Origin of the sequence: Janthinobacterium sp. SUN176, from assembly GCF_030587335.1 — a bacterium.
In the GTDB taxonomy this organism is placed as follows: Bacteria; Pseudomonadota; Gammaproteobacteria; order Burkholderiales; family Burkholderiaceae_D; genus Janthinobacterium; species Janthinobacterium kumbetense.
The window spans coordinates 286,946-307,885 of record NZ_JAPWIA010000003.1 but is presented as its reverse complement, the minus strand read 5'-3'; the positions used below and the strand labels follow the sequence as shown (position 1 = coordinate 307,885).

17 protein-coding genes and 1 pseudogene are annotated in these 20,940 nt (G+C 63.5%); 12 read left to right on the top strand and 6 right to left on the bottom strand.

The annotated features are described in order from the left end of the window. The first annotated feature begins 50 nt into the window (after positions 1 to 50). The 7 genes and pseudogenes from xapA to O3299_RS22625 all read left to right on the top strand — a co-directional run bounded on the left by xapA (position 51) and on the right by O3299_RS22625 (position 8,677). Positions 51 to 890, top strand: a complete 840-nt coding sequence (xapA, locus tag O3299_RS22655; protein WP_034785579.1) for a xanthosine phosphorylase — start codon at positions 51 to 53, stop codon at positions 888 to 890. Positions 891 to 1,007: 117 nt separating this feature from the next. Further along, entirely contained in the window at positions 1,008 to 2,201 is a 1,194-nt protein-coding gene (locus O3299_RS22650) for a phosphopentomutase (RefSeq protein WP_305063257.1), read from the top strand. Continuing rightward, complete coding sequence (gene deoC / locus O3299_RS22645; protein WP_046685481.1) at positions 2,198 to 3,157, top strand: deoxyribose-phosphate aldolase; 960 nt, start codon at positions 2,198 to 2,200, stop codon at positions 3,155 to 3,157. Before O3299_RS22650 ends, deoC begins: the two co-directional genes overlap by 4 nt. Before the next feature lie 12 nt (positions 3,158 to 3,169). Continuing rightward, positions 3,170 to 5,551 carry an aldehyde dehydrogenase family protein gene (locus tag O3299_RS22640; protein WP_369812318.1) on the top strand — a complete coding sequence of 794 codons (2,382 nt, stop codon included), beginning with the start codon at positions 3,170 to 3,172 and terminating at the stop codon, positions 5,549 to 5,551. 74 nt (positions 5,552 to 5,625) lie between these two features. Next, entirely contained in the window at positions 5,626 to 6,948 is a 1,323-nt protein-coding gene (gene deoA, locus O3299_RS22635; RefSeq protein ID WP_305063256.1) for a thymidine phosphorylase, read from the top strand. Between the two features lie 84 nt (positions 6,949 to 7,032). Continuing rightward, positions 7,033 to 7,455: pseudogene (locus tag O3299_RS22630) on the top strand (cytidine deaminase); the annotation flags it as partial. Positions 7,456 to 7,459: 4 nt separating this feature from the next. Next, positions 7,460 to 8,677, top strand: a complete 1,218-nt coding sequence (locus O3299_RS22625) for a nucleoside deaminase (protein ID WP_180278815.1) — start codon at positions 7,460 to 7,462, stop codon at positions 8,675 to 8,677. A gap of 1 nt (position 8,678) precedes the next feature. Here O3299_RS22625 and O3299_RS22620 read toward each other — a convergent pair whose 3' ends face one another. The 6 genes from O3299_RS22620 to O3299_RS22595 form a co-directional block, all read right to left on the bottom strand. Then, positions 8,679 to 9,842, bottom strand: a complete 1,164-nt coding sequence (locus O3299_RS22620) for a dipeptidase (protein WP_305063255.1) — start codon at positions 9,840 to 9,842, stop codon at positions 8,679 to 8,681. 11 nt (positions 9,843 to 9,853) lie between these two features. Beyond that, positions 9,854 to 10,276 (bottom strand): VOC family protein, encoded by a 423-nt coding sequence (locus O3299_RS22615; RefSeq protein WP_099665365.1) that lies wholly within the window; start codon positions 10,274 to 10,276, stop codon positions 9,854 to 9,856. Between the two features lie 160 nt (positions 10,277 to 10,436). After that, the gene (locus O3299_RS22610) at positions 10,437 to 10,706 is read right to left on the bottom strand and encodes a hypothetical protein (protein WP_305054282.1); all 270 of its coding nucleotides are present in this window, start codon (positions 10,704 to 10,706) and stop codon (positions 10,437 to 10,439) included. A gap of 141 nt (positions 10,707 to 10,847) precedes the next feature. Next, a complete protein-coding gene (locus O3299_RS22605; RefSeq protein WP_289899796.1) occupies positions 10,848 to 11,363 on the bottom strand; it encodes a hypothetical protein in 516 nt (171 codons plus the stop codon). A 91-nt stretch (positions 11,364 to 11,454) separates the two neighbouring features. Further along, on the bottom strand, positions 11,455 to 12,132 hold the full coding sequence (locus tag O3299_RS22600; protein ID WP_305063254.1) for a TetR/AcrR family transcriptional regulator: 678 nt from the start codon (positions 12,130 to 12,132) through the stop codon (positions 11,455 to 11,457). Positions 12,133 to 12,142: 10 nt separating this feature from the next. After that, entirely contained in the window at positions 12,143 to 13,600 is a 1,458-nt protein-coding gene (locus O3299_RS22595) for a PLP-dependent aminotransferase family protein (RefSeq protein ID WP_305063253.1), read from the bottom strand. A gap of 199 nt (positions 13,601 to 13,799) precedes the next feature. On the opposite strand from O3299_RS22595, the gene O3299_RS22590 reads away from it, so the two are divergent. The 5 genes from O3299_RS22590 (at position 13,800) to O3299_RS22570 (ending at position 20,929) form a co-directional block, all read left to right on the top strand. Beyond that, a complete protein-coding gene (locus O3299_RS22590; RefSeq protein WP_305063252.1) occupies positions 13,800 to 15,116 on the top strand; it encodes an aspartate aminotransferase family protein in 1,317 nt (438 codons plus the stop codon). An 8-nt stretch (positions 15,117 to 15,124) separates the two neighbouring features. Continuing rightward, on the top strand, positions 15,125 to 16,627 hold the full coding sequence (locus tag O3299_RS22585; protein ID WP_305063251.1) for a CoA-acylating methylmalonate-semialdehyde dehydrogenase: 1,503 nt from the start codon (positions 15,125 to 15,127) through the stop codon (positions 16,625 to 16,627). Between the two features lie 47 nt (positions 16,628 to 16,674). After that, positions 16,675 to 18,042 carry an NAD(P)-dependent oxidoreductase gene (locus O3299_RS22580; RefSeq protein ID WP_305063250.1) on the top strand — a complete coding sequence of 456 codons (1,368 nt, stop codon included), beginning with the start codon at positions 16,675 to 16,677 and terminating at the stop codon, positions 18,040 to 18,042. Next, complete coding sequence (preA, locus tag O3299_RS22575; protein WP_305063249.1) at positions 18,042 to 19,322, top strand: NAD-dependent dihydropyrimidine dehydrogenase subunit PreA; 1,281 nt, start codon at positions 18,042 to 18,044, stop codon at positions 19,320 to 19,322. The genes O3299_RS22580 and preA overlap by 1 nt, the downstream gene beginning before the upstream one ends. 122 nt (positions 19,323 to 19,444) lie before the next feature. Further along, positions 19,445 to 20,929, top strand: a complete 1,485-nt coding sequence (locus tag O3299_RS22570) for an NCS1 family nucleobase:cation symporter-1 (protein ID WP_305063248.1) — start codon at positions 19,445 to 19,447, stop codon at positions 20,927 to 20,929. Positions 20,930 to 20,940: the final 11 nt, after the last annotated feature.

Below are 20,940 nucleotides of genomic sequence, written 5' to 3'. Positions count from 1 at the left end.
CACGGCCGCGCAGGCAGCAACCATCATCATTAGTCAAACAGAGGATAACCATGTCGAACAACACCCCTTTCCACGCCGCCGAAATCATCCGTGCCCGCGCTCCTGAAAATTTCAAGCCGCGCGTGGCGATGATCCTCGGCTCCGGCCTGGGCGTGTTGGCCGAGCAGATGACGGACGCCGTCAGCATCAGCTTTGACGAATTGCCAGGCTTCCCGATCAGCACCGTGCACGGCCATGCCGGCGAACTGGTGATCGGCACCCTGTCGGGCGTCGCCGTCGTCTGCATGAAGGGCCGTGGCCACTTCTACGAAGGTTATGGCATGGGTGTGATGACGAGCGCCATCCGCACCCTGAAACTGCTGGGCTGCGAAATGCTGTTCGTCACCAACGCCGCCGGTTCCCTGCGCCCGGAAGTGGACGCCGGCAGCCTGGTCGCCATCAGCGACCACATCAACCTGCTGCCAGGCACGCCGATGGTCGGCCCGAACGACGACCGCTTCGGCCCGCGCTTCTTCAGCATGGCCAACGCCTACGATGCGGACTTGCGCAAGCTGGTCGCGGACACGGCTGCCTCGAACGGCATCACCCTGCACGAAGGCGTGTTCGTCGCCTACCCGGGCCCGAACTTCGAGACGGCCGCGGAAATCCGCATGATGGCCCGCCTGGGCGCCGACACGGTCGGCATGTCGGTGGTGCCGGAAGTGGTTTCGGCCCGCCATTGCGACCTGAAAGTGGTGGGCGTGTCCGTCATCACCAACCTGGCCGAAGGCATGTCGCCATTCGCCCTGTCGCACGAGCAAACCCTGAAATACGCGGCCATCGGCGCGAAAGACCTGGTCAAGCTGATTCTGGCTTTCCTGGCCAAGGTCGCTGAAAAACCGCAAGCCTAAGCCCTTTTTTACGCAGCAGCGGCGCGCCGGCCACCGGCGCTGCTGCGCGGCAGGCCGGGAAAAACCGGCCTACACTGTCCGCATCACCCCGCATCACTCCATAAAGCGAGCCTTATCATGTCACGCGCATTTATCCTCCTGCTTGATTCCTTCGGCCTTGGCGCGACGCCAGACGCCGCCAAGTATGGCGACGCAGGTGCCAATACCTTTGGCCACATTGCCAGCACTGTCGCCAAAAGCGGCAAGACCTTGAAACTCCCGAACATGGAACGCCTGGGCCTGGGCGCCGCGGCGCACCTGGCCAGCGGCGAATGGGCCACGGGCTTCGACCAGCGGGACGGTTTCACCGGCGCCTACGGCGCGGCGCGCGAGCGCTCCACCGGCAAGGACACGCAGAGCGGCCACTGGGAAATCGCCGGTGTGCCCGTCGAATTCGACTGGGGCTACTTCCCCCGCACGACGCCATCGTTCCCGGCCGACCTGACCGACAAGCTGAAAGCCATGTCCGGCGTGCCGGGCTTCCTCGGCGACTGCCATGCCTCGGGCACGGACATCATCAACAAGCATGGCGACGAGCACGTCGCCACCGGCAAGCTGATTATCTATACCTCGGGCGACTCGGTGATGCAGATCGCCGCGCACGAAGAATCGTTCGGCCTCGAACGCCTGTACCAGGTGTGCGAAATGGCCTTCAAGCTGGTCGAACCGTACAACATCGGCCGCGTCATCGCCCGCCCGTTCACGGGCAGCAACGGCAACTACACGCGCACGTCCAACCGCCACGACTACGCCGTCGCGCCGCCAAGCAAGACCCTGCTCGACCACGTCAAGGATGCGGGCGGCGAAGTTGTCGGCCTGGGCAAGATCAGCGACATTTTCGCCACCCAGGGCATCTCGCGCGTCGTGAAGGGCGTCGACAACATGGCGCTGTTCGAAGCGCTGTTGAAGACGGCCGATGAAGTGCAGGACAAGTCGCTCACCTTTGTGAACTTCGTCGATTTCGACCAGGCGTTCGGCCACCGCCGCAACGTCGAAGGCTATGCCGACGCGTTGCGCGAAATGGATGCGCGCCTGCCGGAATTCATGGCCAAGCTCAAGGAAGGCGACCTGGTCGTGATCACCGCCGACCATGGCTGCGACCCTACCTGGCATGGCTCCGACCACACCCGCGAACACATTCCGATGATCTTCTTCGGCCCCGGCGTCGCTCCGCGCGCACTGGGTATTTCCGAGACGTTCTCCGATATTGGCCAAACCCTCGCCAAGCACCTTGGCGTACCACCACTTGCTAATGGAACCAGCTTGTTATGACACTCATGCACCCCGAATTCAAGCGTAACGAGGCCGTTGGCCTCGATCTGGGCTGGATCAACCAGATCCGCGTCAACCGCGCCGCGACGGACCGCCGCGCGGCCAGCCTGGCGAACCGCCGTACGGTGAAAAAGGAATACCAGGCCGCCTGGCTGGTGAAAGCCATCCAGATGATCGACCTGACCACCCTGGGCGGCGACGATACGCCGGGCCGCGTGGAACGCCTGTGCATGAAGGCCATGCGCCCGCTGCGCGCCGACCTGATGGACGCGTTGGGCTTGACGGAACTGAGCACCGGCGCCGTGTGCGTGTACCACGAGATGATTCAGCCGGCCGTGAAAGTCATCCAGGGCCGCTTGCCCATCGCCGCCGTGTCGACGGGTTTCCCCGCTGGCTTGACGAGCATGGAAACGAAGCTGCGCGAGATCGAACTTTCGGTCGCCGCGGGCGCCTCGGAAATCGATATCGTCATCACGCGCCAGCACGTCCTGAACGGCAACTGGCAAGTGCTGTACGACGAAATGCTGGCCTACCGCAAGGCTTGCGGCGAAGCGCACGTGAAGGCGATTCTCGCCACGGGCGACTTGCTGACCATGGAAAACGTGGCCAAGGCGTCGTGGGTCTGCATGATGGCCGGCGCCGATTTCATCAAGACTTCCACCGGCAAGGAGGGCGTGAACGCGACCATCCCCGTGGCCCTGACGATGGTGCGCACGATCCGCGAATACCACGAGCAGACGGGTTTCCAGGTGGGCTTCAAGCCGGCCGGCGGCGTCAGCTCGGCCAAGAGCGCGCTGCAATACCTGACCCTGATGAAGGAAGAATTGGGCAACGAATGGCTGCAGCCGCACCTGTTCCGCATCGGTGCTTCCAGCCTGCTGACCGATATCGAGCGCCAGCTCGAGCACTACGTCACCGGCAGCTACTCGGCCAATCATCGTCACGCACAACCTTAAAGAACAATCGTCATGCCAACAATTAACGAGATTCTCAATACTATGGACTACGGCCCTGCTCCCGAAAGTCAAAAAGAAGCGCAGGCGTGGCTAGCTGGCCACCAGCGCAAATTCGGTCTGTTCATCGACAATGCCTGGAGCGAGCCGGCCGAGCTGTTCGCCTCGACCAACCCTGCCGACGGCACGCAACTGGCCGAGCTGACGCAAGCCACCGATGCTGACGTGGAACGCGCCGTGGAAGCGGCGCGCCGCGCGCTGCCCGTATGGCAGGGCATGGGTGGCCACGGCCGCGCGAAAGTCATGTACGCGCTGGCCCGTCTGCTGCAAAAGCATTCGCGCCTGTTCGCCGTGCTGGAAACCCTGGACAACGGCAAGACCATCCGCGAAACGCGCGATATCGACTTGCCGCTGGCCGCGCGCCATTTCTATCATCACGCTGGCTGGGCGCAGCTGCAGTCGGAAGAATTCGCCGACTACCGCGCCGTGGGCGTGGTGGGCCAGATCGTGCCGTGGAATTTCCCCCTGCTGATGTTGTCGTGGAAAATCGCCCCGGCCCTGGCGGCCGGTAACACGGTCGTCTTCAAGCCGGCCGAATTCACGTCGCTGACCGCCATGCTGTTCGCCGAACTGTGCGTGCAGGCGGGCGTGCCGGCCGGCGTGGTCAATATCGTCACGGGCGACGGCCGCGTGGGCTCGGCCATCGTCAACCATCCGGGCGTCGACAAGATCGCGTTTACGGGTTCCACGGAAGTGGGCCGCCTGATTCGCGAGGCGACGGCCGGCAGCGGCAAGAAGCTGTCCCTCGAATTGGGCGGCAAGTCGCCGTTCATCGTCTTCGAAGACGCGGACCTGGACGGCGCCGTGGAAGGCCTGGTCGACTCGATCTGGTTCAACCAGGGACAAGTCTGCTGCGCCGGTTCGCGCCTGCTGGTGCAGGAATCGATCCAGGAGCGCTTCTTGAACAAGGTACGCGCCCGCATGGAAAACCTGCGTCTCGGTTCGCCCCTGGACAAATCGATGGACGTGGGCGCGCTGGTCGATCCCGTGCAGCGCCAGCGCATCGCCGCGTTGGTCGATTCTGCCCGTGCCGAAGGCTGCGACGTATGGCAACCGGCGTGCGAATTGCCGGCGGACGGTTCGTGGTTCCCGCCGACCCTGATCACGGGCGCGTCTACTTCCGCCGCCGTGGCGCAAGCTGAAATCTTCGGCCCCGTGCTGGTGGCGATGAGCTTCCGCACGCCGCCTGAAGCGGTGCAACTGGCGAACAACACGGTGTACGGCCTGGCCGCCAGCGTGTGGACCGAGTCGATCAGCCTGGCGCTGGACATCGCGCCTGCCATCAAGGCTGGAGTGGTGTGGATCAACAGCGCCAACCAGTTCGATGCGGCGTGCGGCTTCGGCGGTTACCGCGAATCGGGCTTTGGCCGCGAAGGCGGCCGCGAAGGCATGCTGGAATACATGACGGCCCTGGCCGAAGATGCGCGTCCGGCCTTGCCGGTGGTGGAAGCGAAGGCCAAGGCGGCGGCAAAGCCGGCTGCAGCCGATCCGTTCGCCATCGACCGCACGGCCAAGATGTACATCGGCGGCAAGCAGGCGCGCCCTGACAGCGCCTACAGCACCCCCGTGTTCGGCGCGAATGGCGCCCTGCTGGCCGAAGTGGGCGTGGGCAGCCGCAAGGACATCCGCAATGCCGTCGAAGCGGCCCATAAAGCGTCCGGCTGGACCAGCGCCACGGCGCACAACCGCGCGCAAGTGCTGTACTACATCGCCGAAAACCTCGCTGCGCGCGCCGACGAATTCGCCGCCCGCATCGCCGCCATGACGGGCAGCAAGAACCCGGAGAAGGAAGTGCAGGCATCGATCGAACGCCTGTTCTACTACGCCGCCTGGGCCGACAAGTATGACGGCCTGGCGCACCAGCCGCCAACCAAGGGAATCACCGTGGCGCTCAATGAAGCGGTCGGCGTGATCGGCATCGTCTGCCCGAATGAAGCGCCTTTGCTGGGCTTCATTTCGCTGGTGGCGCCGGCCATCGCGCTGGGCAACCGCGTGGTGGTGGTGCCGTCGGAAGCGCATCCGCTCTCCGCGCTGGACCTGTACCAGGTGTTCGACACGTCCGACTTGCCTGGCGGCATCGTCAACATCATCAGCGGCAACGCCGATGAACTGGCGCGCACCCTGGCCACGCACGCCGACATCGACGCCGTCTGGCGCCATGACGGTTCGGCGGAAGGCTGTGCGGAAGTCGAGCGCCTGTCGGCCGGCACCCTGAAGCGCACCTGGGTAGGCGGCGCGAAGGGCCGCGACTGGTACAGCGCCGCGCAAAGCGGCGGCCGTGCCGTGCTGGCGCATGCGTCGCAAGTGAAAAACGTGTGGATTCCTTACGGCGTCTGATAGGTAGCTAGCGTTACAAAGCTGGGGTCAGATCCGCAGGGACTGACCCCAGATCTCATGATTGGAGTTATTCCATGTTGTTAACCCAGGAAATCATTCGCAAGAAACGCGACAAAGGCGTGCTGAGCGCCGAGGAAATCCAGTTTTTCGTGCGCGGCATTACTGACGGCAGCGTCAGCGAAGGCCAGATCGCGGCGCTGGGCATGGCCGTCTATTTCAACGACATGAACATGGACGAGCGCGTGGCGTTTACCCTGGCCATGCGCGATTCCGGCCAGGTGCTGGACTGGCGTTCGCTGAACTTGCCGGGCCCCATCGTCGACAAGCATTCGACGGGCGGCGTGGGCGATGTCGTCTCCCTGCTGCTGGGCCCCATAGTCGCCGCGTGCGGCGGCTACGTGCCGATGATCTCGGGCCGCGGCCTGGGACACACGGGCGGCACCCTGGACAAGTTCGACGCCATTCCAGGCTATTGCACGGTGCCGGACAATGAACTGTTCCGCAAGGTGGTCAAGGAAGTTGGCGTGGCCATCATCGGCCAGACGGCGCAGCTGGCACCGGCCGACAAGCGTTTCTACAGCATCCGCGACGTCACCGCCACGGTGGAATCGGTGGCCATGATTACCGGCTCCATCCTGTCGAAGAAACTGTCGGCCGGGCTGGACGCGCTGGTGATGGACGTGAAAGTGGGCACGGGCGCCTTCATGCCGACCTACGACAAGTCGGTGGAGCTGGCCGAAAGCATCGTCGCCGTCGGCAATGGCGCGGGCATGCAGACGTCGGCGATTTTGACGGACATGAACGAGTCGCTGGCGCCGTACGCCGGCAATGCGCTGGAAGTGCGTGGCGCCATGGATTACCTGACGGGCCGTTCGCGTCCCGCGCGCCTGCATGAAGTCACCCTGGCGCTGTGCGCCGAGATGCTGGTGCTGGGCGGCCTGGCCGCCACCGAAGAAGAGGCGCGCGTGAAATTGATGGCGGCCCTCGATTCGGGCGAAGCGGCCGAGCGCTTTGCGCGCATGGTGTCCGCACTGGGCGGCCCGGCCGACCTGGTCGAACATCCGGACAAGCACTTGGAACAGGCGCCGTTCATCGTACCGGCGCCTGCGCTGTCGTCCGGTTACGCCAACGTGCGCGATTGCCGCGCCATCGGCCTGGCCGTGGTGGCCCTGGGCGGCGGTCGTCGCCGTCCGACGGACAGCATCGATTTCGCCGTCGGCCTGACGGATCTGGTGGGCCTGGGCGAGCAGGTTGCTGTCGGCCAGCCGCTGGCCATGGTGCACGCGCGCACGGCAGCGGCGGCGCAGCAAGCCGTCAAGGAAATCCGGGACGCGTATGCTATCGGCACGGTGGCGCTGGCGGCCAATCCCGTGATTTACCGTACCATTCGTCCGTAGTTGAAAACCAGGGGCAGACCCCCATTTGCGATAGCGCTGAACTATGTGTCGGCGGTGGTCTGAGCCCAGTCTTATGAATTCAAGGGTATTGCAGAAAAAATGAACAACCAAGAACTGATCGCCGAAGCCAACGCCGGCCGTGAACTGGCCTACGCGCCATACTCGCGTTTCAAGGTGGGCGCGGCGCTGCTGTGCAAGGATGGCCGCGTCTTCCGTGGCTGTAACGTGGAAAACGCCGCCTATGGCCTGTGCAACTGCGCCGAGCGCACGGCATTTTTCAGCGCCATCGCGCATGGCTGCAAACCGGGCGATTTCGCCAAGCTGGCCGTTACGGGCGACACGGCCGAACCGATTTCGCCATGTGGCGCCTGCCGTCAGGTGATGTTCGAGATGGGCGGCGCCGACCTGCCGGTGATCCTGACGAACCTGAAAAACGATGTCATGGAAGTGACGGCGGGCTGGCTGCTGCCGCATGGCTTCGGCAATTCCGACCTGGACATGAAGTAACAGGATCCGCTTGAACAAGACGATCGACATCCAGGCCGCCGTGGCGATTGCCGCGGCCGAAGCCATGGCCGCCAAGACGCAGGGCACCTTCGGCGTGGGCGGCGTGCTGCTCGATGGCGCCGGCAACGTGCTGCAATCGATGCACAACAACGTCGTGCGCCAGGGCCTGGTGTTCGACCCCACGGCGCATGGCGAACGCCAGCTGGTGGACTGGTATTTCGCCGAGCGGGCCAAGGGCACGCCCTTGCCGCCGCCAGGGGAACTGACCATCGTCACCTCGCTCGACCCTTGCTGCATGTGCACGGGGGCGATTCTGGCGGCCGGTTTCAACGTGGTGGTGGCCGCGCCCGATGTCAAGGCGGGCATCAATTACGATGGTAGCGCCACGTTTACGGCCTTGCCGGCGCCGTTGCAGGTGCAGGCCGGCCGCAGCTTTTGCTATCCGGCCGTGCGCGGCGCCACCGAGTATGCGCGCCTGCCTTCCGGCGCCACGCCCAAATCTTTTTTCATCGGCAAGAGCATCCACGAGGCGACGCAGGCACTGTGCTCGCTCGTGTTCGAGTCGACATCGGCGCAGGTGATGCAGCTGCTGAACGCCGGCGACGACGTGCAGCTGCGTGATCCTGCCACCTTGCCATCCGAGCATGCCGTGGTGCGCGCCCTGCGCCGCCGCTATCCCGATGCCCTCACTTACCGTTGCGACCCGCACGTGCCCGATGCGGGCCTGGCGCCATTCCTGCAGGCGGCCATGGAGCAGGATGTGCGCGATGGCGGCCAAGGCGACGCGGCCGCCTTGCTCGATTCCTTTGGCAACCTGCTGCTGTGCATGCCGGGAAACGTGGCGCAATCGGCCATCCGCACGCCGTTCATGGAATGCACGCGCCAGTACGCGCAGCTGCGCTTTGAATTGATGGCGAATGCGGCGCCGGCGCTTCAGGAAGAATTCAAAAGCTACCTGGGCCACCCCAAGCACGGCACCTTCGTGCTGGCCATCGGCCCGGACGACAGCGCCGCCAGTTTCATGACCCTGGGCGCCTACGGCTCCACCATGGAGGGGGCGCTGCCGGAGAATAATCCGGCGCAATTCCAGTACGTGCGACCCGCCATGGCGGAAGACGCGCTGCTGGCGCTGTGCGAGTCGATGCCGCCGCTGTACCGCAAGCTGATACGCATCCGGCCGCGCCAGGTGCTGGACCAGGCCCTGGTCCAGGCGCTAGGCTAGCCTAGGCATCATCGTCCGGCAGGTTTTTCAGTAAAAAGTCGCGCACGTTTTCGCCCGCCACGCGGCGGATCTGCGCTTCCGACAAGCCTGCGTCGAGCAGGGCCTGCGTCAGGCGCGGCAAGCCCGTCGCATCGATGGCCGTGGTGACGGCGCCGTCGAAGTCCGAACCATAGGCCACGTGTTCGGCACCGATCAGTTTTACCGTGTACTTGATGGCGCGCGCGATGGACGCCACGTCCTTGCCGCAGACGGCCGTATTCCAGAAACCGATGCCCACCAGGCCACCTTGGGCGGCGATGCGTTTCAGTTGTGCGTCGCTGAGGTTGCGCCCGTTGGCGCAAGTGCCGCGCACGCCCGTGTGCGACACCATTACGGGGCGTTTCGCCATCGTCAATACGTCGTCGATGGTGGCCGGCGAGGCGTGCGCCAGGTCGACAATCATCTTGCGTTGCTCCATGGCGCGCAGCCATTGCTTGCCCAGCGGCGTCAAGCCGCCTTTCTTCAAGCCGTGCTGGGAGCCGGACAGTTCCGTATCGAAGAAGTGCGTGGGCGCGGCCATGCGGTAGCCGGCCCGGTACAGGGTATCGAGGTTGTCCAGCTTGCCTTCGAGCGCATGCGCGCCTTCTAGCGTCAGCCAGCCGGCCAGCAGGGTGGGATCTTGCTCTCGCGCGGCGATGAAGCCGCGCAGCTGGGCGCGGCTGCCGATGACCCGGACCTTGCCCTGGCTCTTGGCCGCCTGCTGGCGCAGCTCGTCGGCCTGATAGGTGGCGCGCGCCAGCAGGCTGTTCCAGGTGGCAGGCGGCAAGCCTTGCGCCACCACCAGGGCCGTGATGTTGTCCGTGTCGCTGCCATTGCGCTCGATATTCATCTTGCGCGGCGTCTTGGTGACGACGGAAAAGGCTTGCAGCGCCACGTTGGTCCGCTGCAGGCGGGGGAAGTCGACATGGCCGCGCTGGCTGTCGCGGTTCAGGTTGCGTTGCCACAGCAGGCTGTCCGCGTGCAGGTCGGCGATCCACAGGCTCTGGTGCAGGGCCACAGTGGCTGCCGACGGCGCCTTGCCGGATGGAGGATGGACGCGGTTGAGGTGCTCGTCGACGAGGACGGGAGCGGACAGGAAACCGCCGATCAGCGCAAGGCTGGCGGCGGCGAGGGTACTGATAATCATTGTTCTCCGTCTTACCATGGATCGTAGGTGCCCAGGCTCCAGATATGGCCTTCCGGGTCGCGGCAGGTAAACCCCCGTCCGCCGTAATCTTCATCCTTGATGTCGAGCACGATTTCGGCGCCCGCTTCGCGCGCGCTGCGGTAGACGGCATCGGCATCGCTGACGACCAGGTAGCAGTTTTGCGTGTTCGCGCCACCGACGTCGCCGGGCAGTTTCATCAGGCGACCATAGTCGCTGTCGATGGCCGGCGCCACCATGACCATGCCATTGCCAAAGCTCAGTTGCGCATGGGCGACGCCGCCGTTTCCGTCAGGCACAATCAATTGTTTTTCAAAGCCGAGCGCCTTGCACAGCCATTCGATGGCGGCGGGCGCGTCGCGGTAGCGCAGGCATGGAATGGTCGTGCCGGTTGTGGCTTTTGCAGTCGAGGTCATCAGAAAACTCCTATGGCTGTGGGGGAGTAGCTTCGATTGTTAATCTTGCGTAGCGTTCCGTCTCAATACCATCCATCGGGAGGGGTTTGATGCCCGTCAGTGCCGCGCCCATCCATAGTGCCATAGAATAATCATTGCACTCTTGCTACTACGCAAATTTTTATTGCGGCGACTGCGAAGAGTTCGCTGCCTTCGTGTCCGCGTCCATGTCATCGCTGTTGCTTGCCCATCTCAGCAGCATGACGAGGGCAAACAGCATGATGGCCAGCGGCAAGATGGTGATCAGGAACGCCAGGCCCAGGCAGCATGCCAGCAGCATGGGCCAGGACATGGCGCGCAGGGCGGCCATGCCCTGGCGCGTGTAAGCGCACAGCTCGCTCCAGAAAGCGCTGAAGGAAGTGCTGCCCGGTGCCGAATTGAGGTCTTTCATGCCGTTCTCCTGTCGTGTGGGTGCCGCTGCGTATGCAAGCTGGCGATGAATCCACTATAGGCAAAACCCCGCTGCCAGACATCGCGTATGCGACGAATGGCAGGAATGGCGGACCGAACGGCGACAGGTCGGGACAAACGGTTATTCAAACACCTTGAGTTTCAGCTGGAAACTGAGGGCGCCATACAGGCGATCCTTGTAGGATGGCACGATGGCGATATTCACGCCCACGCGCTGGTATTCATAGCTGATGGTAGGCACCAGGGCCGGGAACCAGCCGCCATCGCGCATCTTCGGATAGCCGCTGAAGCCGCCAACGACGGCGCCGACGCGCAGCGGGCCCACCTTGATGGGCTGGTAGTACACGCCCAGATAGTTCGAATAGGCGCGGTCGCTATTGTAGAAGCGGCCGGCCGTGACCGAGGCGACGGTGGAAAAGCGGTATTCGGCGCCCAGGCCCGGATTGCTGTCGTTCAGGTTCTTGTCGCGCTGGAAATGATACGAATAAAAGCCCGCGTTGAGCCAGGTTTCGCTCAGCGGCTGGTTGTCTATCATGCCGACTGTCTGCGCCTGTGCCGCGCCCGCCACTGCCAGCAGCGCCGCGCAGGCAGCTTTGCCCAGCAATGACGCGGTGCGCGCCGATGACCATTGTTTCATGCCTGTTCCTTATCCTGTCGATATTGCGCCGCCATTGCAAACGCTTCAGCGCGCCATGCTATCACTGTCAGATTGTTCATTGGAAATTTCATCACATGCCGGGCATTGCTCCGGGAAGGGCGATGGCCGCCTGCACCATATGCGTGAGCAGGATTTCGGCATCCTCGTAATCCTTGCGCGTGAGCTGCTTGCGCTCCAGTACCAGAGCCATCTGCGCTGAAAAATCCGCATACGATTGCGTCATGGCCCAGATGGCGAACATCAGGTGCGTGGCGTTGACGGGCGCGATCCTGCCGGCGGCGATCCAGGCTTCGAAGACGGCGATATCCTTGCGCAGCAGGGGCACGACCCGGTCGCGTATCTGCGCGCCGTACAGGGGCGCGCCGTTGATCACTTCCAGCGCATACACGCGCGAAGCCCACGGCTGCTCGCGCGAAAAACGCAGTTTGGCGCCGATGTACGCGCGCAGCACGTCGCGCGGCTCGTCGTGTTCATTGGCCAGCGATTCCATGCGCGCCAGCCAGTCGTCGAGCACGTCGTCGAGCACGCGCTGGTACAGCAGCTGCTTGGATGGGAAGTAATACATCAGGTTTTGCTTCGACAGGCCGGCCCGCTCGGCGATGGTGGCGATCGACGCGCCCTCATAGCCGCTTTCCGCGAACACGCGCACGGCTTGCTCCAGGATGTCCGCTTCCAGGCGGTCGCGGTTTTGCAGGCGCCGGCCGCCGGCATTTTTCACGGAAAGGGCAGGGGATTTGTCGCTGGCCATGGCGGATTCTTTAGCGTGGGCGGATCGATTGCAGGAAGGCTTGCAGCACGGGGGTATCGGTGTAGGCCACGTTGAAGCGGAACCACACCGTTTCGGGCGCGCGCAGCATGAAAAATTCGTTTGGCGACAGCAGGATGCCGGCCTTCAAGGCCATGTCGGCGATGATCTTGCCATTCCACTCCGGTGTTTGCACATCGGGCCAGCCGGCGCTGACGAACATGCCGCCGCGCGGACGCGCCACGGGCGCCATGCCCGCCTGCGCCAGGCAATCGATGCTGCGCTCGCGGGCCGCATCGAGCTGCGCCACCAGCCGTTCCACCATGCGCTTGTAGGGTCGCGCGGAGATGGCGTGGTAGACGGCGCGCTCGTTGATTTCCGACGTCGTCAGTCCCGCCAGCATTTTTACGCGTACCAGTTCGGCCACCAGCGATGGCGAGGCGCAAATCGATCCCACGCGCAGCACGGGCGACAGCGTCTTGGAAAAGCTGCCCACGCGGATCACGCGGCGCAAGCCATCCATCGCCGCCAGCGACGCGTCGCCGCGCGCCGCCAGTTCGCGGTAGATATCGTCTTCCACCAGCCAGAAATCGAATTGCTCGGCCAGTGCCAGCAAGCGGTGCGCCTGCGCCTGGCTGAGCGAGGTGCCGAGCGGATTTTGCAGCACCGTGTTGACGAACATCAGCTTGGGCTGCGTGCGCGCAGCCTCGCTGGCCAGCGCATCGAGGTCCAGGCCCGCCTCGCCGCGCGCAATGCCCACGGGGATGCAGCCGTGGTGGCGGATCAGCGACTGCAGATTGCTGTAGCCTGGGTCTTCCACCAGCACCGTGTCGCCCGGCTTGGTCAGGCTGCGCAGGACCAGGTCAAAAGCGTGCGTGGCGCCATGCGTCAGCAAGGCCTGGTCCGGCTCCACCTGGAACAGCTCTTCCGACAGGCTTGTCGCCAGGTGCTGGCGCAGCGAGGGAAAGCCCAGCGGATGGCCATAGCCGCGCAGCCGGCTGGCGGGAATGCGCATGGCCTGGCGCACGGCGTCGAGCACGGTCGCTTCGCCATACATTTCGGGCGGCAGCCAGCCCGCGCCCACGGGCAGGGCGTCGGACACGCCCGAATACAGGTCCGGCGTGAGGGCGTCGATGGCGGTGGGACTCGCGTGTACGGCCGTCTGCGGCGAGGCGGCGATATCGTGGCGTGCGACGAAATAGCCGGAGCCGCGGCGCGACGACAGCAAGCCCAGGTTGACCAGGCGGTCATACGATTCGACGACGGTAAACGTCGACACGCCATTGCAGCGGGCGAACTGGCGCACGGACGGCATGCGCGTGCCGATGCGCAGGGTGCGACTGCCTACCATGACGCTGATGGCGATGACGATCTGCTCGACCAGGCCGCCCTTTTTCTGGCGGTCGATGTCCAGCACGGGCCAGCCGCTGGTCTGTTCGGGGGCATCGTCTGCGCTGTCGCTGTGTTTCACGGTGGCTCCTTATGCTGCCTTGCACAAAACTGTACTGATTTTCCGACCTGTACGGTTGGGATACTTTGCCGTTTGTGTATCTGTGCCATTGGGGATGGCCTGTCTATTATTACATCAGCTTTTTGCCAACTGGTAAATTATTTTACGCTTCGTCAAAAACGATCCTGGCCCCGCGCCAGCCCATCCCAAGGAGAAGGTCATGAACGAAACAAGGCCGGAATCGATGTCGGCATTCTGGATGCCGTTTACGAACAACCGTGATTTCAAGGCCAACCCGCGCTTGCTCGTGTCAGCCGAAGGCATGTATTACAAGGACGTCGATGGCAACAGCATCCTCGATGGCACGGCCGGCCTGTGGTGCGTGCCATGTGGCCATGCGCAGCCGAAAATCGTCGGCGCCATCCGCGACATGGTGGGCCAGCTCGACTTCGCGCCCACTTTCCAGATGGGCCATCCGGCCGCCTTCGACCTGGCGGAAAAACTGATGGACTACACGGGGCATAAATTTGGCCATGTCTTCTACACCAACTCCGGTTCCGAAGCCGTCGACACTGCCTTGAAGATCGCGCTGGCCTACCACCGGGCGCGCGGCGAAGGCGCACGCACCCGCTTGATCGGCCGCGAACGCGGTTACCACGGCGTGGGCTTCGGCGGCATTTCCGTGGGCGGCATCGGCGGCAACCGCAAGACCTTTGGCCCGCTGTTGCCCGGCGTGGACCATTTGCCGCACACGCATAACCTGGACAAGAACGCCTACACGGTGGGAGAACCCGAATACGGCACCCACCTGGCCGATGAACTGGAACGCATCGTCGCTCTGCACGACGCCTCGACGATTGCCGCCGTCATCGTCGAACCGGTGGCCGGTTCCACGGGCGTGCTGATCCCGCCGAAAGGCTATCTGAAACGCTTGCGCGAGCTGTGCACCAAGTATGGCATCCTGCTCATCTTCGATGAAGTCATCACGGGCTTTGGCCGCATGACGACGCCGTTCGCGGCTGATTATTTCGACGTCGAGCCTGACCTGATGACGACGGCCAAGGGCCTGACCAACGGCATGGTGCCGATGGGCGCCGTCTTCAGCAAAAAGTACATCCACGACGCCTTCATGGATGCGCCGGCCGGCATCGAACTGTTCCACGGTTACACGTATTCCGGTCACCCGCTGGCTTGCGCCGCCTCGCTGGCGACCCTGCAAGTGTTCGAGGAGCAGGACATCCTGGGCCACGCGAAAGCGATGCAGGCGTATTGGAGCGACGCCGTGCATTCCTTGAAAGGTTTGCCGTACGTGATCGACCTGCGCAGCATTGGCCTCATCGCCGGCATCGAGCTCGATCCCATCGCCGGCAAACCCGGTGCGCGCGCCTTCAGCGCCTTCAAACAAGCCTTCGCCGACGGCGTGCTGATACGCACGACGGGCGACATCATCGCCCTGTCGCCGCCGCTGGTGCTGGAAAAACAGCATGTCGACGAGCTGTTTGGCAAGCTGGCCAAGGTACTCAAAAATCTCGACTAAGGAACACCATGAACGATCTCGACACCATCACCCACTTCATCAACGGCGCCAAAGTCGCCACGAATAGTGGCCGCTATGGCGACGTGTATAACCCGGCCCTGGGCGTACCCGTGGCCCGGGTGGCGCTGGGCATCGTGGAAGACGTGGATGCGGCCGTGCAGGCGGCCGCCGCCGCCTTTCCTTCCTGGTCTGCAACGCCGCCCTTGACGCGTGCGCGCGTGCTGTTCCGCTACCTGCAGCTGTGCCAGCAGCACACGGACGACTTTGCCGCCATGCTCACGCGCGAGCACGGCAAGACTTTCGCGGATGCGCAGGGCGAAGTGGCGCGCGGCATCGAGATGGTGGAATTTGCCGTCGGCATCCCGCAATTGTTAAAGGGCGAATTCACGGACCAGATTTCGCGCGGCATCGACGCCTGGTCCATGCGCCAGGCGCTGGGCGTGGTGGCCGGCATCACGCCATTCAATTTTCCCGTGATGGTGCCGATGTGGATGTTCCCCGTCGCCATCGCCTGCGGCAATACCTTCGTCCTGAAACCGTCGGAGCGCGATCCGTCGGCATCCCTGCTGCACGCCAAACTGCTGAAGGAGGCGGGCTTGCCCGACGGCGTCTTCAACGTGGTACAGGGCGACAAGGTGACGGTCGACGCCTTGCTCGATCATCCTGTCGTGCAGGCGATCAGCTTTGTCGGTTCCACGCCGATCGCCGAATACATCTATGCGCGCGGCAGTGCCAGCGGCAAGCGCGTGCAAGCGCTGGGCGGCGCGAAAAACCACATGGTGGTGATGCCCGATGCGGACATGGACATGACGGTCGACGCCTTGATCGGCGCCGCCTACGGTTCGGCGGGCGAGCGTTGCATGGCCATTTCCGTCGTCGTGGCCGTGGGCGACGCGGGCGACAAATTGATCGATGCACTGGCAACGCGCACGGCCGCACTGAAAGTGCGCGACGGCATGGCAGAGGGGGCGGAAATGGGGCCGGTCGTGTCGCTGGCCGCCAAGCAGCGTATCGAAAAACTCATCGCCTCGGGCGTGGAGCAGGGCGCGACCCTGGTCGTCGATGGGCGCAACCATGTGGTGCCGGGCCGCGAGAACGGCTTTTTTGTGGGCGGCACTTTATTTGACCACGTCACGCGCGACATGAGCATCTACAAGGAAGAGATTTTTGGCCCCGTACTGTGCGTGCTGCGCTGTCCTGACGTGGTGCATGCGGTGGAGCTGATCAATGCCAACGAGTATGGCAACGGCGTGGCCATCTATACGCGCGACGGCGGCGTGGCGCGCGAATTCGTGCGACAGATCCAGGTCGGCATGGTGGGCGTCAACATCCCCTTGCCGGTGCCGATGGCCTTCAACAGCTTTGGCGGCTGGAAGCGCAGCATGTTCGGCGACCACCACGCCTATGGTCCCGAAGGCGTGCGTTTCTACACGCGCCACAAGGCTGTGATGCAGCGCTGGCCGAATACGGCAAGCGCTGGTGTGGAATTTGCTTTTCCCCAGATGAAGTGACGGTTTCACACTGAAAATCCACCGCAGGATCAAAGAAGGAAAACGCGATGATCGAGTCCCTCAACTATTTGCCGCATCCCACCCTGCCCAACGAGGAACTGGCGGGCCATTTCACGGACTTGGCGCCTCCTTTGAGCGCGCGCCAGGCCGCCATCGAAAGCGCCCGGTGCCTGTACTGCTACGACGCGCCGTGCAGTCGCATCTGTCCGTCGGAAATCGACGTGGCCAGTTTCATCCGCAATATCCACGACAAGAACATCAACGGTGCCGCCGCCGGTATCCTGAAGCAGAACATCCTGGGCGGCAGCTGCGCCCGCGTCTGCCCGACGGAAATCCTCTGCGAAGACGTTTGCGTGCGCAACCACGACGCGGAAGGCCAGCCCGTCAAGATCGGCCTCTTGCAGCGCTACGCCGTCGATCATATGCAGTTTGCGGCGCACCCGTTCAAACGGGCGGCAAGCACGGGCAAGACAATTGCCATCGTCGGTGCGGGCCCTGGCGGCCTGTCGTGCGCGCACCGCCTGGCCATGCTGGGACACGACGTGGTGATCTTTGAAAAGGAAGGCAAGGCGGGCGGCTTGAATGAATACGGCATCGCCAAGTACAAGCTGACGGACGATTTCGCGCAAAAGGAAATCGACTTCCTGCTGGACATCGGCGGCATCGAAATCCGATGTCGCCAGGTGCTGGGCGAGAACATGCAGCTGCGCGACTTGCACGCGCAATACGACGCCGTCTTCCTGGGCCTGGGCCTGGGCGCCAGCCGCAAGCTGGGCTTGACGGGCGAGGACGCTCCTGGCTTGCTGGCCGCCGTCGATTACATCAGCGCGCTGCGTCAGGCCGACGATCTGGCTGCGTTGCCCGTGCCGAAACGCGCGATTGTGATTGGCGCCGGCAATACGGCCATCGACATGGCCGTGCAGATTCAAAGGTTGGGCGCAGAGGAAGTCACCCTCGTCTACCGCCGCGGCTTCGACGCCATGACGGCCACGCATCATGAACAGGAAATCGCCAAGGCCAACCAGGTGCGCATGCTGACGTGGGCCCAGCCGCAGCAGGTGCTGCTTGACGCTGGCGGCCATGTGGCCGGCATGCGCTTCGAGAAAACCCGCATGCAGGGCACGCGTTTGACTGGTACGGGCGAAACGTTCGACGTGGCGGCCGACGCCATCTTCAAGGCCATCGGCCAGAGCCTCGACACCGACGTGCTGCATGACCCGATGGCGGCGCTGTTGCAATGCGAAGGCGACAAGATCGCCGTCGACGCAGGTTTTCGCACGGTGCTGCCGGGGATTTACGCGGGCGGCGACTGCGTGGCGCCGGGGCAGGACTTGACGGTGCAGGCCGTCCAGCATGGCAAGCTGGCCGCACTGGCCATCCATTCCGATTTATTCAATAAAGTGGAGGCTGCATAATGGCTGATCTCAGCATCGAATTTTGCGGCATCAAGGCGCCGAATCCCTTCTGGCTGGCGTCCGCGCCGCCGACCGACAAGGCCTACAACGTGGTGCGCGCCTTCGAAGCGGGATGGGGCGGCGTCGTGTGGAAAACGCTCGGTGAAGACCCTGCCGCCGTCAACGTCTCGTCGCGCTATTCCGCTCTGTACGGCAAGAACCGCGAAGTGGTCGGCTTCAATAACATCGAACTCATTACCGACCGCTCGCTGGAGATCAACCTGCGCGAAATCACGCAGGTGAAAAAGGATTGGCCCGACCGCGCCATGATCGTCTCCCTGATGCTGCCGTGCGAAGAGCACTACTGGGCCGACATCCTGCCCAAGGTGGAGGCGACAGGCGCGGACGGCATCGAGCTCAATTTCGGCTGCCCGCACGGCATGCCGGAGCGGGGCATGGGCGCGGCCGTGGGCCAGGTGCCCGAGTACGTGCAGATGGTCACCGCCTGGTGCAAGAAGCACAGCAAACTCCCCGTCATCGTCAAGCTCACGCCCAATATCACGGACGTGCGCATGCCGGCGCGCGCGGCCAAGGCGGGCGGTGCGGACGCCGTCTCGCTGATCAACACCATCAACTCGATTACCTCGCTGGACCTGGACCGCATGGTGGCCTTGCCCATCGTGGGCGGCGCCAGCACGCACGGCGGCTATTGCGGAGCGGCCGTGAAACCTATCGCGCTGAACATGGTGGCGGAAATCGCCCGCGATCCGCAGACGCGGGGCTTGCCCATTTCCGGCATCGGCGGCATCGGTAACTGGCGCGACGCGGCCGAATTCCTTGCCCTGGGCGCAGGCTGCGTGCAGGTGTGCACGGCAGCCATGCTGCATGGTTTCCGCATCGTCGAAGAGATGAAGGATGGCTTGTCGCGCTGGATGGACGAGAAGGGATATGAGCGCATCAGCGACTTTTCCGGCAAGGCCGTGGCCAATACGACGGACTGGAAATACCTGGACATGAATTACCAGGTCATCGCGCAGATCAATCAGGACGACTGCATCAAATGCGGCAAGTGCTACGTGGCTTGCGAAGACACCTCGCACCAGTCGATTGCGCAGCTGATCGACGCTGCCGGCACGCGCACGTATGAGGTGATCAAGGAGGAATGCGTGGGCTGCAACCTGTGCGAAATCACCTGCCCGGTGCAGGGCTGCATCACGATGGTGCCGCAGGTCACGGGCAAGCCATACATGAACTGGACGCAGGATCCCAGGAATCCACGGGCGTTGGCGGAAACGGCGTAGGGCACGTTTTTTGCGTGCGTTTTATTTGTAAACAGCGGCCGGGCTTTGCGGTAAGCTAGGTTGACTTAAAAGTCGAGCCGTTTCTATAAAACCGATCCTCTCCCAACCGATGGAGCATACCTGTGAACCACGACTATTCAGGCAACACGCAACTCTGGAATGAAGACCTGGCGCCCACCACGGCGGCACAGCGCACCTGGCGCTGGTATCACTTCGCCGCGCTGTGGGTCGGCATGGTGATGTGCATTCCCGCCTACACCCTGTCGGCCAGCTTGATCGACAGTGGCATGTCCGGTTACCAGGCCGTGCTCACGGTTTTTCTCGCCAACGCCATCGTGCTCTTGCCCATGCTGCTGATCGGCCATGCGGGTACCAAGTACGGCATCCCGTATGCCGTGCTGGCGCGCGCCTCGTTCGGCACCATGGGCGCGCGTCTTCCGGCCCTGATGCGCGCCATCGTCGCCTGCGGCTGGTATGGCATCCAGACCTGGTTCGGCGGGCAGATGATCTACACCCTGATGGGCGTGCTGGCGGGCCATGAGCTGGGCGGCGAGAAGATTGCGGGCCTGGGCATCAATGGCAGCCAGTTGCTGTGCTTCCTGGCTTTCTGGGCCATCCAGTTCTATTACATCCTGCATGGCATGGAGTCGATCCGCAAGCTGGAAACCTACACGGCGCCCTTGAAAATCCTCATCTGCTTCGTGCTGCTGTACTGGGTGCACAGCAAGGCCGGCGGCGTAGCCAGCCTGCTGGATCAGCCATCGCAATTCATCCCCGGCGGCAAAAAGGCGGGCCAGTTCTGGAGCGTCTTCTGGCCATCGTTGACGGCCATGGTGGGCTTCTGGGCCACCCTGGCCTTGAACATTCCCGACTTCACGCGCTTCGCCAAGACGCAGCGCGACCAGGTGATCGGCCAGTCGATCGGTCTGCCCGTGCCGATGGGATTGCTGGCCATGCTGGCCGTGATCGTCACGGCAGGCTCCGTCGTCATGTACGGCAAGGCCATCTGGGATCCCGTCGACCTGGCCAGCCGCATGACGGGCGCCGCCGTGCTGATCGCCCTGATCATCCTTTTGATCGACACGGTCAGCGTCAACCTGGCGGCCAACTTGGTGGGGCCCGCCTACGACTTTTCCTCGCTGGCGCCGAAGCAGATTTCGTACAAGATGGGCGGCTACATCACGGCCTTCATCGCCATCGTCATGATGCCGTGGAAAGTGCTCGAGTCGACGCAGGGCTATATCTTCACCTGGCTGATCGGCTACTCGGCCCTGCTGGGCCCCATCGCCGGCATCCTCATCGTCGACTACTACTTTGTACGCAAGACGCAGCTCGACGTCAAACAGCTGTACCGCGACGACGGCGTCTACTCGTATGGCAATGGCTGGAATATGGCGGCGCTGATCGCCTTTGTCATTGCCGTGCTGCCGAACATCCCGGGCTTTTTGAACGCGGCCTTCCCCACGGCGTTTCCCGGCGTGGCCGAAGGTTTTAAAACCATCTACACCTACGCCTGGTTCGTGGGCGTGGCCATCGCCGCCGTCGTTTACGGCGCCATGATGAAGGGCAAGGCGGCGGAGAGAGTGCAGCAGGCGCCGCAGTCGTAATCACTCAAGGA

Excerpts from the sequence above, each read along its gene's own strand:
- O3299_RS22640 (WP_369812318.1), top strand. The coding sequence starts at position 3,170 with ATGCCAACAATTAACGAGATTCTCAATACTATGGACTACGGCCCTGCT.
- O3299_RS22605 (WP_289899796.1), bottom strand. The coding sequence starts at position 11,363 with ATGAAACAATGGTCATCGGCGCGCACCGCGTCATTGCTGGGCAAAGCT.
- O3299_RS22610 (WP_305054282.1), bottom strand. The coding sequence starts at position 10,706 with ATGAAAGACCTCAATTCGGCACCGGGCAGCACTTCCTTCAGCGCTTTC.
- O3299_RS22600 (WP_305063254.1), bottom strand. The coding sequence starts at position 12,132 with ATGGCCAGCGACAAATCCCCTGCCCTTTCCGTGAAAAATGCCGGCGGC.
- O3299_RS22615 (WP_099665365.1), bottom strand. The coding sequence starts at position 10,276 with ATGACCTCGACTGCAAAAGCCACAACCGGCACGACCATTCCATGCCTG.
- deoA (WP_305063256.1), top strand. The coding sequence starts at position 5,626 with ATGTTGTTAACCCAGGAAATCATTCGCAAGAAACGCGACAAAGGCGTG.
- O3299_RS22620 (WP_305063255.1), bottom strand. The coding sequence starts at position 9,842 with ATGATTATCAGTACCCTCGCCGCCGCCAGCCTTGCGCTGATCGGCGGT.
- deoC (WP_046685481.1), top strand. The coding sequence starts at position 2,198 with ATGACACTCATGCACCCCGAATTCAAGCGTAACGAGGCCGTTGGCCTC.
- O3299_RS22650 (WP_305063257.1), top strand. The coding sequence starts at position 1,008 with ATGTCACGCGCATTTATCCTCCTGCTTGATTCCTTCGGCCTTGGCGCG.
- O3299_RS22590 (WP_305063252.1), top strand. The coding sequence starts at position 13,800 with ATGAACGAAACAAGGCCGGAATCGATGTCGGCATTCTGGATGCCGTTT.
- O3299_RS22585 (WP_305063251.1), top strand. The coding sequence starts at position 15,125 with ATGAACGATCTCGACACCATCACCCACTTCATCAACGGCGCCAAAGTC.
- xapA (WP_034785579.1), top strand. The coding sequence starts at position 51 with ATGTCGAACAACACCCCTTTCCACGCCGCCGAAATCATCCGTGCCCGC.
- O3299_RS22580 (WP_305063250.1), top strand. The coding sequence starts at position 16,675 with ATGATCGAGTCCCTCAACTATTTGCCGCATCCCACCCTGCCCAACGAG.
- preA (WP_305063249.1), top strand. The coding sequence starts at position 18,042 with ATGGCTGATCTCAGCATCGAATTTTGCGGCATCAAGGCGCCGAATCCC.